The 14580-nt window shown below is 46.8% G+C and carries 15 protein-coding genes; 9 read left to right on the top strand and 6 right to left on the bottom strand.

All coding sequences use genetic code 11. The features are described 5' to 3' along the window. Positions 1-93: 93 nt before the first annotated feature. Positions 94-960: an Rpn family recombination-promoting nuclease/putative transposase gene (locus tag ABH09_RS07005; RefSeq protein WP_253713861.1), complete on the top strand. Its 867-nt coding sequence runs from the start codon at positions 94-96 to the stop codon at positions 958-960. Positions 961-1010: 50 nt separating this feature from the next. Here ABH09_RS07005 and polA read toward each other — a convergent pair whose 3' ends face one another. Continuing rightward, positions 1011-3956, bottom strand: coding sequence for a DNA polymerase I (polA, locus tag ABH09_RS07000; RefSeq protein ID WP_253713860.1), 2946 nt, complete (start codon positions 3954-3956; stop codon positions 1011-1013). Between the two features lie 122 nt (positions 3957-4078). Between polA and ABH09_RS06995 the strand changes: the two genes are divergently transcribed. From ABH09_RS06995 to mnmA, 6 genes are all read left to right on the top strand, one after another. After that, a complete protein-coding gene (locus ABH09_RS06995) occupies positions 4079-5677 on the top strand; it encodes a CTP synthase (RefSeq protein ID WP_253715751.1) in 1599 nt (532 codons plus the stop codon). 12 nt (positions 5678-5689) lie between these two features. After that, positions 5690-6160, top strand: a complete 471-nt coding sequence (locus ABH09_RS06990) for an NfeD family protein (protein ID WP_253713859.1) — start codon at positions 5690-5692, stop codon at positions 6158-6160. 51 nt (positions 6161-6211) lie between these two features. Continuing rightward, a complete protein-coding gene (locus ABH09_RS06985) occupies positions 6212-7090 on the top strand; it encodes an SPFH domain-containing protein (RefSeq protein WP_253713858.1) in 879 nt (292 codons plus the stop codon). 95 nt (positions 7091-7185) lie between these two features. Continuing rightward, positions 7186-8418: an LIC_12708 family protein gene (locus tag ABH09_RS06980; protein WP_253713857.1), complete on the top strand. Its 1233-nt coding sequence runs from the start codon at positions 7186-7188 to the stop codon at positions 8416-8418. Further along, positions 8411-8950 carry a hypothetical protein gene (locus tag ABH09_RS06975; protein ID WP_253713856.1) on the top strand — a complete coding sequence of 180 codons (540 nt, stop codon included), beginning with the start codon at positions 8411-8413 and terminating at the stop codon, positions 8948-8950. Before ABH09_RS06980 ends, ABH09_RS06975 begins: the two co-directional genes overlap by 8 nt. Beyond that, a complete protein-coding gene (gene mnmA / locus ABH09_RS06970) occupies positions 8947-10020 on the top strand; it encodes a tRNA 2-thiouridine(34) synthase MnmA (RefSeq protein ID WP_253713855.1) in 1074 nt (357 codons plus the stop codon). The genes ABH09_RS06975 and mnmA overlap by 4 nt, the downstream gene beginning before the upstream one ends. 56 nt (positions 10021-10076) lie before the next feature. Here the strand turns inward: mnmA and ABH09_RS06965 are convergent, their stop codons facing one another. The 5 genes from ABH09_RS06965 to ABH09_RS06945 all read right to left on the bottom strand — a co-directional run bounded on the left by ABH09_RS06965 (position 10077) and on the right by ABH09_RS06945 (position 13279). Then, positions 10077-10478 carry a type II toxin-antitoxin system VapC family toxin gene (locus ABH09_RS06965; protein ID WP_253713854.1) on the bottom strand — a complete coding sequence of 134 codons (402 nt, stop codon included), beginning with the start codon at positions 10476-10478 and terminating at the stop codon, positions 10077-10079. Beyond that, entirely contained in the window at positions 10478-10675 is a 198-nt protein-coding gene (locus tag ABH09_RS06960) for a hypothetical protein (RefSeq protein WP_253713853.1), read from the bottom strand. The genes ABH09_RS06965 and ABH09_RS06960 overlap by 1 nt, the downstream gene beginning before the upstream one ends. Positions 10676-10736: 61 nt before the next feature. Further along, the gene (locus ABH09_RS06955; protein ID WP_044016065.1) at positions 10737-11378 is read right to left on the bottom strand and encodes a P-II family nitrogen regulator; all 642 of its coding nucleotides are present in this window, start codon (positions 11376-11378) and stop codon (positions 10737-10739) included. Next, positions 11375-12853: a DUF1538 domain-containing protein gene (locus tag ABH09_RS06950; protein WP_253713852.1), complete on the bottom strand. Its 1479-nt coding sequence runs from the start codon at positions 12851-12853 to the stop codon at positions 11375-11377. Before ABH09_RS06950 ends, ABH09_RS06955 begins: the two co-directional genes overlap by 4 nt. Before the next feature lie 150 nt (positions 12854-13003). Then, the gene (locus ABH09_RS06945) at positions 13004-13279 is read right to left on the bottom strand and encodes a GNAT family N-acetyltransferase (RefSeq protein WP_253713851.1); all 276 of its coding nucleotides are present in this window, start codon (positions 13277-13279) and stop codon (positions 13004-13006) included. A gap of 193 nt (positions 13280-13472) precedes the next feature. Here ABH09_RS06945 and ABH09_RS06940 point away from each other — a divergent pair, with 193 nt between their 5' ends. Continuing rightward, the gene (locus tag ABH09_RS06940; protein WP_253713850.1) at positions 13473-13973 is read left to right on the top strand and encodes a hypothetical protein; all 501 of its coding nucleotides are present in this window, start codon (positions 13473-13475) and stop codon (positions 13971-13973) included. Continuing rightward, positions 13954-14421, top strand: coding sequence for a hypothetical protein (locus ABH09_RS06935; RefSeq protein ID WP_253713849.1), 468 nt, complete (start codon positions 13954-13956; stop codon positions 14419-14421). The genes ABH09_RS06940 and ABH09_RS06935 overlap by 20 nt, the downstream gene beginning before the upstream one ends. Positions 14422-14580 lie beyond the last annotated feature (159 nt).

The raw sequence follows: 14580 nt of genomic DNA, 5'->3' as shown, positions 1-14580 counted from the left end.
ACTGCTCGAAACGATTACGCATTTCTTTCCATTCTTTAGCCATTTTTGCATCTGTGCTTTATAAGAGAGGTATATGCACGGAGGTAAATTACTATGAGAAAATACAATCGTCGTTATAAAGATTCGGTCTTTGTCGATCTTTTCAGTAATGATAGAACTGCAAAAGATAATTTTTTAGCGCTGTATAATGCCCTGTATAATACGAATTATCAGTCTACAGATATATTGAAAAACATGCGGCTGAAACAAACAATGTATATGTCATTCGCTAATGACGTATCGTATCTCGTTGATAATAAAATTATTGTCCTTGCGGAACATCAGTCAACCGTAAATCCGAATATGCCATTAAGATGTCTTGAATATGTTACGCGGTTGTATGAGCATATTCAAAATCCCCGCGATCGCTATTCACGGACTCTTAAAAAAATCCCGGTTCCGGCATTTTACGTCTTTTACAATGGAAGAGAAACCATTCCTGCACAAAAAATACTAAGGCTTTCGGATTCCTTTATTAGGCAACCTGAAACGCCAACTCTTGAGCTTGTTGTAAAACTGATAAATATCAATTATGATAAAGATAGTCGAATAGTAAAGCGTTGCGAACCGTTGGGACAATACAGCCTGTTTGTGGATGCAGTGCGTCGGCATATTGCAGTTGATAAAGAGCATGGGTTTGAAAATGCGATTAAAGAATGCATCAAAAATGATATACTGAAGGAATACCTACAAAGAAAATCACGGGAGGTCATAAACATGTTAATAGCCGAATATGATTACGATACCGATATTGCAGTACAAAGAGAAGAAAGTTTAATGCTTGGGATACAACAAGGAGAAGCTCGCGGTTCCCGCCAAAAAGCGCTTGAAACCGCAAAGACAATGCTAACTATGGGGTATCCACTCAATGATATTTGTAAAATTTCGGGTCTCTCTCAAGCAGAAGTAGAAGCTCTATAAGAATCAAGCTCTGGAACCAAGGCGGGTTCTTAGGGCAGAACCCTGACACCTTAATGGAAATCTCCCCAGCAGCTGCCTGCTTCGATACTGACACGGAGCGGGACGGCGAGTTTGACGACGTGTTCCATCTCTTGTTTTAACAGTGCTTTGACGGTATCGACTTCCGCATCGGGTGCTTCGAGTATCAGCTCATCGTGTACCTGTAACAGGAGGCGCGCTTTTAACTGCTGCTGTTTTAATGCGCGATCTACACGCAGCATTGCCGTTTTGACGATATCGGCGGCGGAGCCTTGAATGGGTGTATTGATGGCAATCCGTTCCGCTGCGGCGCGCTGCGTTTGGTTTCGGCTGTTGATAGCGCGGATGTACCGCCGTCTGCCCATCAGCGTTTCCACAAAGCCTTTTTCCGCGGCCGACTCTTTGAGCGTTTCCATAAAGGCGGACACTCCCGAATAGGTGGTAAAATAGCGGGTAATAAACTCCGCCGCCTCGGTGCGGGAAATACGCAGTTGATTGGCGAGCCTGAATGCGCTCATACCGTACATTACCCCGAAGTTAATCACCTTTGCAATGCGGCGCATATCGGGAACAACGTTTTCAACCGGCACGTTAAAGATGAGCGCAGCCGTCGCCGCGTGGACATCGGTTCCGTGCCGGAATGCCTTTACTAAATTTTCATCCTGCGAAAAATGAGCGAGGATAACCAGCTCAATCTGGGCATAGTCCGCGGAAATCAGTTTACAGCCGTCCGCTGCGTAGAACGCCTTGCGGATTTTGCGCCCTTCTTCTCCTCTGATCGGAATATTCTGCAAGTTCGGATCACGGCTCGAAAGTCTTCCTGTCGCGGTCCCCGTTTGAATAAAACTGGTGTGTATCCGCCCGTGTGTATCGGCAAGCAGGGGCAGCGCATCGGCATAGCCCGATTTCAGTTTTGCGGAGGCGCGGTAATCGAGAATTTTTGCCGGAAGTTCATCGATGGCGGCGAGCTCTTCCAGCACGGAAATATCCGTAGAGTAGCCGGTTTTTGTTTTTTTACCGGTCGGCAGCTTCCGTTCGGTGAACAACACTTCCTGCAGCTGCTTAGGGGAGGCGATGTTAAAAGGATGGCCGACTAGCTTGTAAATTTCCGCTTCGTCCCGTGCAAGCGTATCCGCCAATTCATCAGAAAACGCGGCAAGTTCTTCTTTTTTAAGGAAGATACCCTGCGCTTCCATATCCGCAAGGAGCGGCATCAGCGGCATTTCAAGCGTTTCAAAAAGAGCGGTCAAGTTTGCCTGTTCCAAGGCGGGCTTATATATGTGATATAATTGCAGGGTGAAGTCGGCATCCTCCGCTGCATATTCGGTCGCTTGCGGAAGGGGCACCGCCGCAAAGGTATGGCCCTTGGGCACGACATCTTTATAGTTAATGCCCTGCAAGCCGAGCTGCGCTTCGGCAAGGTTCTCCAGCCCGAAGCTGAGGTTATCCGGTTCGAGCAGCCATGCCGCTATCATCGTATCGAAGAGGCGGCAGCCGGCGCTGGTAAAAATCTTTGCCGTCCGCAGCACCTGATAGTCGAATTTGCCGTTGTGCAACACAAGGGTGAGCGCTTTATTGCTCCAGAGCCGCGCGAGTAGTTCCTTTGCAGCGGCAAGGGGCATCACGGTAAAGGGTTGTTCACCCAGTTCGGGCGCCGGCGCTTTGAGCGGTACGTAGATGCCGGTTCCGGCTTTTACGCTGAGCGAAAAGCCGACAAGAGCGTCGTACAGCGGGTTGAGGCCGGTGGTTTCGCAGTCAAAGGCGGCAAAGCCCTGCGCTTCGGCTGCTGCGATAACGGCTTCGAGTTCTTCCGCGTCCGTTACGGTGCGGTACTCGCCGGTATTTTTACGGAGTTCCGCCGGTGTTGTACCGGTCCCGGCTGCCGGTGCGCCGTCAGTGCCGCCTATCGGTTTTGTATCGGCCGCCAGTTTTGTACCTGCGCCTGCCGCTTTCGTGCCGCTTCCGGCGGACGAGGCTGCTTTGCTATGGGCACCCGCGTCGCCTGTACCAGAACCGTTTTTTGCCGAACCGTTATCCGCTGAAACACCGGCTGCTGCGGTATTCGGCGCGGCAGCTGCACCGGCCGTGCTTGCTTCTTCGGCGGCCTTTGTGTATAGTTCGCCGAGGCGCGGCAGCTCATATTCTTTCAGCAGCGCAGCCGCCTCCGTGTAGTGCAGCGCATCGCAGCGGTAATCCTCAATCGAGCCTTCGATGGGAATATCGGCGGCAAGTGTTATCAGTTTTTTTGAAAAATAGGCGCTCTCCTTTCCGGCAGCCAATTTCTTTTGTACGGCTCCTGCAATGGAATCGATATGTTCATACACAGCGTCGAGCGTACCGTAATCCTGCAAAAGCTTTACAGCTGTTTTGGGGCCGATGCCCTTTACGCCGGGAATATTGTCCGAAGTATCGCCGATGAGCGAAAGATAATCGAGCATCTGTGCAGGCGCAACCCCCCAATGCTCCTTAACCTCTTCGATGCCGCAGTGCGCCAAGGCTTCACTCTTATCGGGTTTAAGCACCGAAACAAAATCTCCTACCAGCTGCGCCAAGTCTTTATCTCCGGAAATGATAACACAGCGGCGGCCTTCTTGTGCAGCGCGGCAGGCAAGGGTTGCAATAATATCATCAGCCTCAAAACCGTCTTTGCGGAGGCAGGTGATACCGAGCGTTGTCAGTATTTTTTCGATATGCGGAATCTGAGCGTGCAAATCTTCCGGTGTCTTGTCGCGGGTTGCTTTGTATTCGGGGTACCATTCGTGCCGAAACGTCGGCGTGCGGGAATCGAAGGCTGCAAGAAAATACTGCGGCCGATATGTTTTTAAAATCATCGCCAGACTTCTAAAAAAGCCGTAAAGCGCGGAAACGTTTTCACCCGCCTTATTAGTCAACGGATGGCTGACAAAAGCGAAGTAAGAGCGGTAAATTAAGCCGTAGGAATCAAGCAGGTAGAGCGTATCTTGTGTATGCTGTGTCATGGGAATGAGTGTATCATAAAACGCCCCGCAGTCATAGCAGAGGGGGGAATTTCACGATACTGTGTTCGGCATGGGCATATTGATTGCGGAAGCCCTCATAATATGCTATAGTAGCGTACATGATGAAAGCTCGTTTTATTTTTATTACCGGCGGGGTTGTTTCTTCCCTTGGGAAAGGCATTACCGCTGCATCTATCGGACTTTTGCTGAAAAGCAGAGGTTTTTCGGTTATCAATCAAAAGTTTGACCCTTATCTGAATATCGATCCGGGGACGATGAACCCCTATCAGCATGGAGAAGTTTTTGTAACGGAGGACGGCGGAGAAACCGACCTCGACCTCGGTCATTACGAACGGTTCACTGATGTTGCTTTGCATAAATTTAACAGCCACACGGCCGGAAAAGTGTATCTTTCCATATTAGATCATGAACGGGCTGGGGACTATTGCGGAGCGACCGTGCAGGTTATCCCGCATGTTACCGACGAAATTAAGCACCGCATTATGCAAACGGCGGAGCAAACCGGCAGCGATATCGTTATTACGGAAATAGGCGGTACTGTCGGCGATATCGAATCACTCCCTTTTATAGAAGCAATTCGGCAAATCCGGAACACGGTCGGCAGGGAACATTGCCTTTTTATCCACCTCGGCCTTTTACCGTACCTAAAAGAATGCGGCGAGCTTAAAACCAAGCCTATGCAGCATAGTGTTAAAGAACTGCTCGGCTTTGGTATTCAGCCCGATATCATTATGTGCCGCAGCGAAAAAAGGCTCAGTAAGTCCATTCGCGAAAAGCTCAGCCTTTTTTGCAATGTCAGCCAAGACGCCATTATCGAAAATCTTACCGCAAAGTCCATCTACGAAGTTCCGCTGATGCTGGAAGAAGGAAACCTCGGTAAAAAAATCTGCGAGCTTTTCAATATTCCCAATCGAGAGCCCGATTTACAGTCGTGGAAGGAAATGGTTGAATCCTACTATCATCCCGAAAAAGAAGTAACGGTTGCGCTTGTCGGTAAATACACCGAGCTGCCCGATGCGTATTTAAGCGTAAGCGAAGCGTTGACCGCTGCCGGGGTCTATCACCGCGCACGTGTAAAGCAGCTGTGGATTGACGCAGCGAAGATTACGGATGCGGCAAAGGCTGAAGAGCTGTTAAAGGATGCACAGGCGATTATCGTCCCGGGCGGTTTCGGTGAACGCGGTATTGAAGGGATGGTACTCACTGCGGAATATGCGCGCACCAAGGGCGTTCCCTATTTCGGTATTTGCCTTGGAATGCAGATTGCCGTTATCGAATTTGCCCGCCATGTACTCGGGTTGGAACGCGCACATTCCTCCGAGTTTATCAAGAATTGTGAACCCGTCATCGACTTGATGCCCGATCAAAAAGACGTGCAGCTCGGCGGTACGCTCAGGCTCGGTTCTTTCCGCTGTATGGTTGCGGAAAACAGCAGGGCGGAGCAGGCTTATAAAATGCACGAAATTCGCGAGCGCCACCGGCACCGCTATGAATTTAACAATTTGTACCGCAGCCGGTTTGAAAATACCGACATGCTGCTTTCGGGAATCAATCCTGAGCGCAATTTGGTGGAAATCGTCGAGCTGAAAAATCATCCGTGGTTTTTAGCGGTACAGTTTCATCCCGAGTTTGCCTCCCGTCCGAATAAGCCGCATCCGCTATTCCGTGACTTTATCGGAGCGGCGCTGGCACGAACCTAAGGAGATGGCCGTATGCTCTTCCAACTATCGATGTTTTTAGCGTTTTATACGCCGTGGTTTTGGTTCGGTATCGCCGTTATTTGTGCAGTTATCGAGGGGATGACACTCGGTTTAACGACCGTGTGGTTTGCGCTCAGCGCCGTGCTGATGATTTTCATTTCCATGTTGCAGCCGCCGTTTTATGTGCAGTGCGTTCTGTTTGCGCTTGTTGCGTTGCTGCTGCTCTTTTTTACCCGCCCCATTGCGCTGAAATTTTTGCATACCAAACGGGAAAAAACCAATGCAGACAGCCTTATCGGTAAAAAAGCCGTCGTGTTACAAACCATTACCGAATGGGAAAAAGGGCAAGTTAAAATCAACGGCGTTGTGTGGACGGCTGCTTCGGTTGACGGCGCGGTTATACCTGCCGGAGATGAATGTATCATCGAAAAGATAGAGGGTGTTACCCTGATCGTAAAAGAAACGGATGCCTCTGAAAACTGAAACGTTTAGAGGCGCCTAACAAGAGCCTAAATATAATAGAGAGGTTTTACTATGTGGATTGCTTTTGCATTAATCGTATTCGTACTCATTCTGCTTATTTTGAATATCAGAATTGTACCGCAGTCTCAGTCGTTCATTATCGAACGGCTTGGCGGCTATTTCCAGTCATGGGAGGTCGGTCTGCACGTTAAGATGCCGTTTGTCGATCGAATCGCCAATAAGGTGTCGCTCAAGGAGCGGGTGCTCGATTTTAAACCGCAGCCGGTTATTACGAAGGATAACGTTACCATGATGATTGACACGGTTATCTATTTTCAGATTACCGACCCGAAGCTCTATACCTACGGCGTTGAAAACCCGATGAATGCGATTGAAAATCTGTCAGCGACCACGCTGCGGAATATTATCGGTGAATTGGAACTTGATGGTACGCTGACAAGCCGCGATGTTATCAATACTCGTATGCGCAGCATTCTGGATGAAGCGACCGATCCGTGGGGTATTAAGGTAAACCGTGTAGAAGTAAAGAATATCATTCCCCCTGAATCCATTCAGGAAGCGATGGAAAAACAGATGCGTGCAGAACGCGAACGGCGCGAGGCCATCCTGATTGCAGAAGGACAAAAGCAGTCCTCCATTCTGGTGGCGGAAGGAAAAAAGGCGTCGATGATTTTACAGGCCGAAGCGGAAAAAGAATCCGCTATCTGCAGGGCGCAGGGTGAGGCTGAGGCGATTTTAGCTATCCAGAAAGCAACTGCCGAAGGTTTGAATCTTATTAAGAATGTCGGCGCCGATTCTGCACTGATTAAATTGCGCAGTCTTGAAGCCTTTGAAAAAGTAGCCGACGGAAAATCGACGAAAATTATTATTCCTGCTGATATTCAGAATATGGCAGGGCTTGTGTCAAGTATTGCGGAAGTTATCAAATAAGCAGTTTTGCTGATGCGGTATCTTCTATTCCTAAGGGTGCAAAACAAATCTCTCATGAGTTTTTAGAAGATACCGTAAGGAACCGGATTATTGTAATGTGTTACCGCAGTCATTTTGTTAAAGGGCTTTGTATTTTCTTGTGTGCTGTTGTTTCTCTTTGTGTCGTTTCGTGCGGGAAAGAAAAAACGGGGAACTTGGAGCGCAAACAACTTTTTTCAATTAAATACGGAAATTTTGAAGATCAGCTCGATTTATTTCAGCTGGCAAGTCCGTATGTCCGTCCCGACAGTCAGTTAGTCATGGATGACGGTATTTTTTACTTAAGCAATTCAGGCGCGGGAAAAATTATGAAATTGACGTCTTTCGGTGATTTGCTTGCGCTGTATTATAATCCCGAAAAGAATCCCCGCCCGACATTTATCGACGCCGATCAAGCGGATAAAATTATGACTCGCCGTGCCGTGCCGTATCCGCTGAATCATCCGACCTATCTTGCCGTAACGCCGAACAAGCACTTGTTTGCCGTCGATACGGTCAACGAAGAACGTATTGAATACGATCAAACGGAGAATCTTGCGTTACGCGATACGGTCATTCATTTTAATGAGACCGGTGAATTTGTTGATACCGTCGGACAAGAAGGAGTCGGCGGTACGCCGTTTCCACCTATCGAAGGACTATATGCGGATTCAAACAATGGTCTTATTGTAGTATGTCGAACGGAAACCGGTATCAGGGTGTACTGGTATGACAATACGGGCGGTTTGCTGTACAAAATTCCTATTGCATTTAGCGGGTTGCCGTCGCCTTACACCAACGATGTAAAAGTATTTTCGAGCCTTGATAAGGCTGTTCCCGATTTTACGGCGAAGAAGCTGCATATTAAAGTCGATTATTACCGTGAAGATATTGATACGGATATCAATGTGAGCGCCGGAATCAGTTATGATAAAAGCTGCCTCTATACGTTCAATATTGAAGAGAGGCAGTACGAGCGGACGGTGGATATTGCGCCGTATGAGGATACGGAAGACACGAATACCGGTACCCGGCACATTAAAAAAGTGTATGGGTTGCTCGGTGTAACCGCAAATAATTGGTGCTTGTTGACGACACCGCGTTCCGACGGATATATCCTCGAACTAATCAATTTACATTCAAATAAAATACATACGCGAACATTGACCGTCTCCCCGGATGAATTAGTGTATAACGCTTTCCATCTTTCTTCCGATGGTATCTTATCGGCGCTCCTTGCAGGGGACAAGCAGGCGGACATCGTTTGGTGGAAGACAACCGAAATTACCGGAGCGTCAAAAAATGAATAACCAACCGGATTCATGGGATGAGGGAAGTTCGTATCTCCGCTATGACCGAAGTGAGCGTTTAAAGCGTGCGCCGGAAGCGGTGCAGCAAATGTACGAGCCCGACTACATCAAAAAAATGAGTCTTCTTAAAAGCCTTACCGCAACTCGTTCAACCCGATCTATGCTGTTTGCTATTGTTGCCGTTTTTGCCCTCACCTTTGCATCATTTTTATTTAAAACCGATCGGCAGTCAGGAAAAATTGAGGGAGTTCCGGTTAAATTGGAATATTTAACGCAGCAGGAACATCTCTATGTGAATATTTCGTTCGCAGCCACGGAACAAAGCGATGACTATGCGCTGCCGCTTACCGTCCGTATCACTGCGGCGAACCGCGATACGGAACAGAAGGAAACAAAAGCCGTCGAAGTGATTTACATCGGCAGTACTTTAAGCGTACCGATTCAGTTTCCTGCCCATACGTATAAACAATTGGAAGCGGTTGTGCTCGCAGACGGTAAAGCGCTGTCATTGCGGAGTGCAATAAAAAAATGAAGATTGCAGTAGGTTTAAGCGGAGGGGTAGATTCTAGCGTTGCCGCAAAGCTTCTGATAGAAGAGGGACATGACGTGTGTGGTGTTACGCTCCGCTTGCTGGATGAACAGTCTCCCGTCGCGAAGGAACAATCCGAGCGGATTATCGAAGAAGCGGCGCAGGCAGCGCGGCTTCTCGGTATTCCGCACCGTGTTTACGACTTCCGTACCGAATTTCAAAAGCGGATTATCGATTATTTTATAAAAAGCTACCGCAGCGGAGAAACACCGAATCCCTGTTACATTTGCAATAGACAGATTAAATTCGGGCTGCTTTTGGAACAGGCTTTACGGGAAGGTTGTGATGCTATTGCGACCGGCCATTATGCCAAGGTGTTTCAGGAGCCGTCCGGCCGGTATGTGCTGGAGCGGGGGGCTGATGCACAGAAGGATCAAAGCTATTTTTTGGCCTTGTTGAGTCAAGAGCAGTTAAGCAGGACGTTTTTTCCGCTTGCAGAATTGACGAAGCCGGAGGTTCGCCTTATTGCGGAAAAGGCCGGATTGGTCAATGCGCATAAGAGCGATAGCCAAGATATTTGCTTTGTACCGGACGGCGACTACACGGCAGTAATCGAAGCATTGGCGCCCGATGCGTTTCCCGAAGGAGATTTTATCGACATCAATGGCACAAAGGTCGGCACGCACCGCGGCTTGCATCGTTATACCATTGGGCAGCGGCGGGGGCTTGCTCTGCCGTTCGGTTATCCGATTTACGTGGTTGAAAAATCGGCAGAGCATAATACCGTTACCGTCGGTGCGGGGGATGCCCTTCTCGCCGCCGCCTGTTCGGTGCGGGAAGTAAACTGGATTGCCGAAATGCCGCAGGAGCCTTTTTACGCGGAGGTTAAAACACGGTACCGGCAGCAGCTGAAAAAAGCCTGCATTGAACCGAGCGGCATTAGCCGAGTCCGCATCGTTTTTAGCGAACCCGAACGGGCGGTTGCGCGCGGGCAAGCCGCTGTATTTTATTGCGGGAGTAGGGTAGTCGGCGGCGGTATTATTGACAGTGTTGAAACCGTCGGAGATGTGTAATCATAAAGAGATAAAGAGTTTATAAAACATACATAACGGTACTAAGCGGTTTTGATTTACACAGCAAGTTTTAATTCTGTAATAATTCGAGCCATATTTACAAAATCGGCATCATCGTGTAGAAGCGGAATATTATTTTCAATTGCCGTTTCTGCAATCAGTAAATCGACCGTACTACGAATTGTAACCCCTCCTTTACGACAACGAAAATTCAGCAGAGCTGCATTTTCAAAGGAGCCAATACCGAGTCTTAGAGAATACAACGGTACGTCACGTAAATAAGATTTCAAAACGGAAAATTCTTTTTCGTCTTTTGAACCTTGCAAAATTTCTTGATAAATAAATTCATTGATACAAAAATGTTTTTGTTCTTCAAGTATTTTTTCAAAATATACAGTACCGACTGTTTCCCTGCCACGAAAAAAATTGATCAGCACAGAAGTATCTACTAGAATCATTAAGAACTCCGCATTGCTTTATAATCATATCCATCAGCAAATTGAATTTTACCCTTTAGGTCGGCGAGACTGCGTTGTTGTTTTTCAGTGGAAAAATCAATTGCTTCCATGTATGAAATAACTATTTGAGCCTGCTCATTATCAAGCATTGCAAAATAATCCATCGCTTTTTGTTTAAGAGTTGTTTCTATCACCACAAAACCTCCTTATGACCTACAGTGCCTTCTTAGAGTATACTATATTCCAGTAATTTTTCTACTATTTTATTCCGTAGGCGTCGGTGATGGGCAGCACAAATAAGATTCCGTGGCCGTCCTTTTCGATATCACTGTGGCTGCGGATGGCGGCAACGACGGGTTCAACCTGTTCGGGGTCTACAATTGTTAAGACAATTTCTTTTTCGGGTTCTATTTCAATATCGAAAATCAGCTTTGTTTGATTCGCCCCCGAACCGCGGGCGTGAAGGATGGTGCCTCCGCGTGCTCCCGCTTCTATGGTAGCGTCCACAACATCATTAGCTCGTCCTCTATCTACAATTGTAAAAATCGCCGACTTCATAGCTTGTATCTCCTTTTGCGTTTCCGGCGGCATTGCTCCGCTGAAATGTTTATTTGAATAGGTAATCGGAATGATGAACGCAATGCCGAAATTTTTTCTGGTTACTTTATGCCGCCGGTTCAGTTCCTCCATAATCGAGGCAAGTTTATCATGTTCTCCCATTGTCAAAATCAATTCCTTTTGGATTTGATTGATGCCGAGAAAATCGAGCAGCTTACTTTTTACCGTACCTTGAGCAAGCAGCGTCGTCGCTCCGATAAGGCCGAGTTCCCTACCTTCGTGAATAATTTTCCGCGCTTGTCCATGTGGCACTAAAATGATCAATAATGAAAAAGCGGTCATGTCCCCTTCCTTTGTTTTAAATAAAAAAGTAATCCGAGTACTTGCAGCGAGATAACCGGCGCCAAAGCGACTGCTGCGATAATGCCGAACCCGTCGATAAGTACGTTTGCACCCGGTGTTGCAGCCGCCAACCCTTGCGCAAAGGAGAGCACGAATGTTGCCGTCATCGGACCCGACGCGACCCCTCCTGCATCAAAAGCCATACCGACAAACAGCTCCGGCACAATCCACGAAAGCGCGAGGGCGACCATATATCCCGGCAATAGAATATGCCAGAGCTGAAATGCGGGAATAAGAATCCGCAGCATCGAAAGAAATGTTGCAATACTCACGCCGAGTGCAAGGAAGATGAGTACCAGCTTTCTCGGAATATAGCCGGCGCTGACGGTTTCAATTTGCTTGGTCAATACATAGACGGCCGGCTCCGCAAGGATGACTACACAGCCGATAAAAGCCCCGATGATTAAAATGAGCGGTAGATTTGCAATCTCTCCGATTTTATGCCCAATCAGGAAGCCGAGATCCAAAAAACCCGCTTTTACTCCCGCTAAAAATAACATTAAGCCGACAAAGGTGATAATCATCCCTTTAATAATTCCGCTCAAGGTATTCTTTTTCAACCGTAACGAACATACATCGGTGAGTAAAAAGATAACCGCAATCGGTAACAGCGAGAGCACCGATTCAGAGGCTGCATGCTTAAACGCTTCGGATATGGCGGTAAGAATTGAGGCTCCGGCGGCCGGTTCTGAAATGCTGAAATCATTATCAAAGGCGGGTAACTGCCGTATCAAGGTTATTGCAAGCACGCTCAAGATTGCTCCCGCCGAAACCATCCCGACAAGTCCGAAAGAATCCGTTTCCGATGCGATGGAGTTTTTCTTCATGCGGGAAACACCTGCTGCTATTGCCAGAACAAACGGCACCGTAATTGCGCCGGTGGTTGCACCCGAAGAATCAAAGGCAATCGAGATGCCCTCCCGTACCGAAAAAATCGAACAGAGCAATATCAATCCATACGAGAAAGTAAAAGCTTTATGCTGCGGGATATGATAGACAATGGTTAATAATCCGACGGCAAGAAATACCGCGACACCGATTGAAACGATGACAATCAGCGTGGTTTGCGGGATTGCGCCCTTGGTAACTTGCATAACTTGAGCGCCGAGGATTTGCAGATCGGGTTCGGCAATCGAAATAAAAAAGCCGAGTATGAGCGCCCCGATAATAACCACTGAGATTTTATTTTTCGCGGTGATGAACTGCCCCATCACGTCGCCGATGGGCGTAATACCGATGTCTATTCCGAATAGGAATATCGTAAGCCCGAGGCAGATAAAAACAACGCCGATTAAAAACTGAATAAAAAAAGTATACTCAACCCGCACAAAAAGGAAGTTCAAAATACAAATTAACACGGCAATGGGTAAAACTGAAAAAATAACTTCTTTACATTTTTCAGCTAAAACATTCATAAGTACTCAAGCGCCTCCTCTTTGCGAGGGATAAAGATAAACTAATTGGTAAATGTAACCGCAAAGGCTGCCAAGATCGCAAAGAAAAGGAATTCGATAAGAGTGTGCTTTTTAGAATCCTTTGCGGTCTCTGCGTGCTTGGTGGTTCAATTAATGTGCGACTAAATCCGCGTATTCCGAATGTTTATTGAACCAATCGGCTGCATACGAGCATTGAGGCCGTATCTTTTTTCCGTTCTTTTGAGCATAGGCTACGACTTCTTTAACGAGCTTACCGGCAACGCCCTGTCCTCTCAGCGAATCATCAACAAAGGTATGGTCGAGGCAAACCGTCGAGTCATTCTCCTGCGGAAAGGTAACCTCGGCAATCACTTTTCCGGCATCGTTTTCCGCATAAATTCTATTTTCTTGACGTATGAGTTCCATAGTATTTCTCCTTAACAGAGCCTAGTATGCCATAGAATAGAAAGGAATTTCAATATGTGGTGTAATAGGGCGTCTCAGTAATCTATTTGTGCGATCTTGTAAATTCGCATCCTCTAAATTTAGATTGGGTTGACAAACTATCTTGCTCAATTATAATAATGCTTTCGATTCCGAAGTTTATTAGGAGGAAAAAATGAGCAATGTCTATAAGACACGTCCGCACAGAGTTCTCGTGAATCTCATTTTTGGTGCGGGAGCCGCTCTCTTTGTGACTTTTATTGCATCAATTTGGCTTAAAAGTTCCGTATTATTGCTATTGATAGCTTTAGCAGTTTTCGCCGGCTATATTTGGCTTATCATTATCGGCAACATGATTGTTATAGAAACCGACGGCAATACATTGACGATAAAAAAAGGGAAAAAAATCGATACCTATTCGATTTCCGCTACAGCGATACGGGCAAAAACCGTTAGTTCGGGCGGCGATACGGAATGTTCGCTCTATCTTACTCGCCCGGGAGAAAATGAAGAACTGATTGACTGCGAATTAATCGGTATTACGCAGTTTATAAAGTTATTGGATGATTTGGGAATTAATAGAGATTCCGTAACCAAACTCAGCACGGACAATACTAATGAACCGGCTAAATTGACAACCGTAAAGGAGAAAACCCATGGACACCATCATGAGTAATACAAGTTTTTCACATATCTATTATTTTATCCTTATTCCGATAGGGCTGCTTGCTTATTTTGCATTTGCAATCTTTAAAACGAAGAAGGATAAACAGCGCGTTACAAATTGGCTGAATGAACATCCCGATGTGGTAAAAGTATATATCGGTAAAACGAGTTCGGTAACCGGTTATCTGGCGAGTGCCGCTCAACAGATAACCATCCGCAGCGTCGACGGGGAGCGCCCGTTCTACTTTAGAGAAAAGCTTTCAACCGGATTCTATGTTACTCCCGGAACCCATGTCGTCGAATCGTCTTTTTCAAAAACTCGTCCCGGTTTCTTTTACCGCTCCGTTACAACAACCTACGGTGCAAGCAAACAGGAAATTACAGTAGAGGCTTCCAAATCCTATAACTATTTCTTTAATACAAAAGAAGAAACCTACGGGTTTGAAGAATTGCATTAAAAACGAAAACCGGGGATGTCTCAAAAGTTGGTTACTTTTTCGACATCCCCGCGAGTTTAAAATTAAGTCTTTATACAGTAATAACTTAATTTTAAACATCGCATCTAAATCTAAGGAAACTGTCCAAAACTGAAGTTTTTGGACAGCCCCGGCTCTTTT

The organism is Treponema sp. OMZ 803 (genome assembly GCF_024181165.1).
Lineage (GTDB): Bacteria > Spirochaetota > Spirochaetia > Treponematales > Treponemataceae > Treponema.
Note: the sequence above shows the minus strand (reverse complement) of the source record. Positions and strands in the feature narration are given on the sequence as shown.

Excerpts from the sequence above, each read along its gene's own strand:
- ABH09_RS07005 (WP_253713861.1), top strand. The coding sequence starts at position 94 with ATGAGAAAATACAATCGTCGTTATAAAGATTCGGTCTTTGTCGATCTT.
- polA (WP_253713860.1), bottom strand. The coding sequence starts at position 3,956 with ATGACACAGCATACACAAGATACGCTCTACCTGCTTGATTCCTACGGC.
- ABH09_RS06995 (WP_253715751.1), top strand. The coding sequence starts at position 4,079 with ATGAAAGCTCGTTTTATTTTTATTACCGGCGGGGTTGTTTCTTCCCTT.
- ABH09_RS06990 (WP_253713859.1), top strand. The coding sequence starts at position 5,690 with ATGCTCTTCCAACTATCGATGTTTTTAGCGTTTTATACGCCGTGGTTT.
- ABH09_RS06985 (WP_253713858.1), top strand. The coding sequence starts at position 6,212 with ATGTGGATTGCTTTTGCATTAATCGTATTCGTACTCATTCTGCTTATT.
- ABH09_RS06980 (WP_253713857.1), top strand. The coding sequence starts at position 7,186 with ATGTGTTACCGCAGTCATTTTGTTAAAGGGCTTTGTATTTTCTTGTGT.
- ABH09_RS06975 (WP_253713856.1), top strand. The coding sequence starts at position 8,411 with ATGAATAACCAACCGGATTCATGGGATGAGGGAAGTTCGTATCTCCGC.
- mnmA (WP_253713855.1), top strand. The coding sequence starts at position 8,947 with ATGAAGATTGCAGTAGGTTTAAGCGGAGGGGTAGATTCTAGCGTTGCC.
- ABH09_RS06965 (WP_253713854.1), bottom strand. The coding sequence starts at position 10,478 with ATGATTCTAGTAGATACTTCTGTGCTGATCAATTTTTTTCGTGGCAGG.
- ABH09_RS06955 (WP_044016065.1), bottom strand. The coding sequence starts at position 11,378 with ATGACCGCTTTTTCATTATTGATCATTTTAGTGCCACATGGACAAGCG.
- ABH09_RS06950 (WP_253713852.1), bottom strand. The coding sequence starts at position 12,853 with ATGAATGTTTTAGCTGAAAAATGTAAAGAAGTTATTTTTTCAGTTTTA.
- ABH09_RS06945 (WP_253713851.1), bottom strand. The coding sequence starts at position 13,279 with ATGGAACTCATACGTCAAGAAAATAGAATTTATGCGGAAAACGATGCC.
- ABH09_RS06940 (WP_253713850.1), top strand. The coding sequence starts at position 13,473 with ATGAGCAATGTCTATAAGACACGTCCGCACAGAGTTCTCGTGAATCTC.
- ABH09_RS06935 (WP_253713849.1), top strand. The coding sequence starts at position 13,954 with ATGGACACCATCATGAGTAATACAAGTTTTTCACATATCTATTATTTT.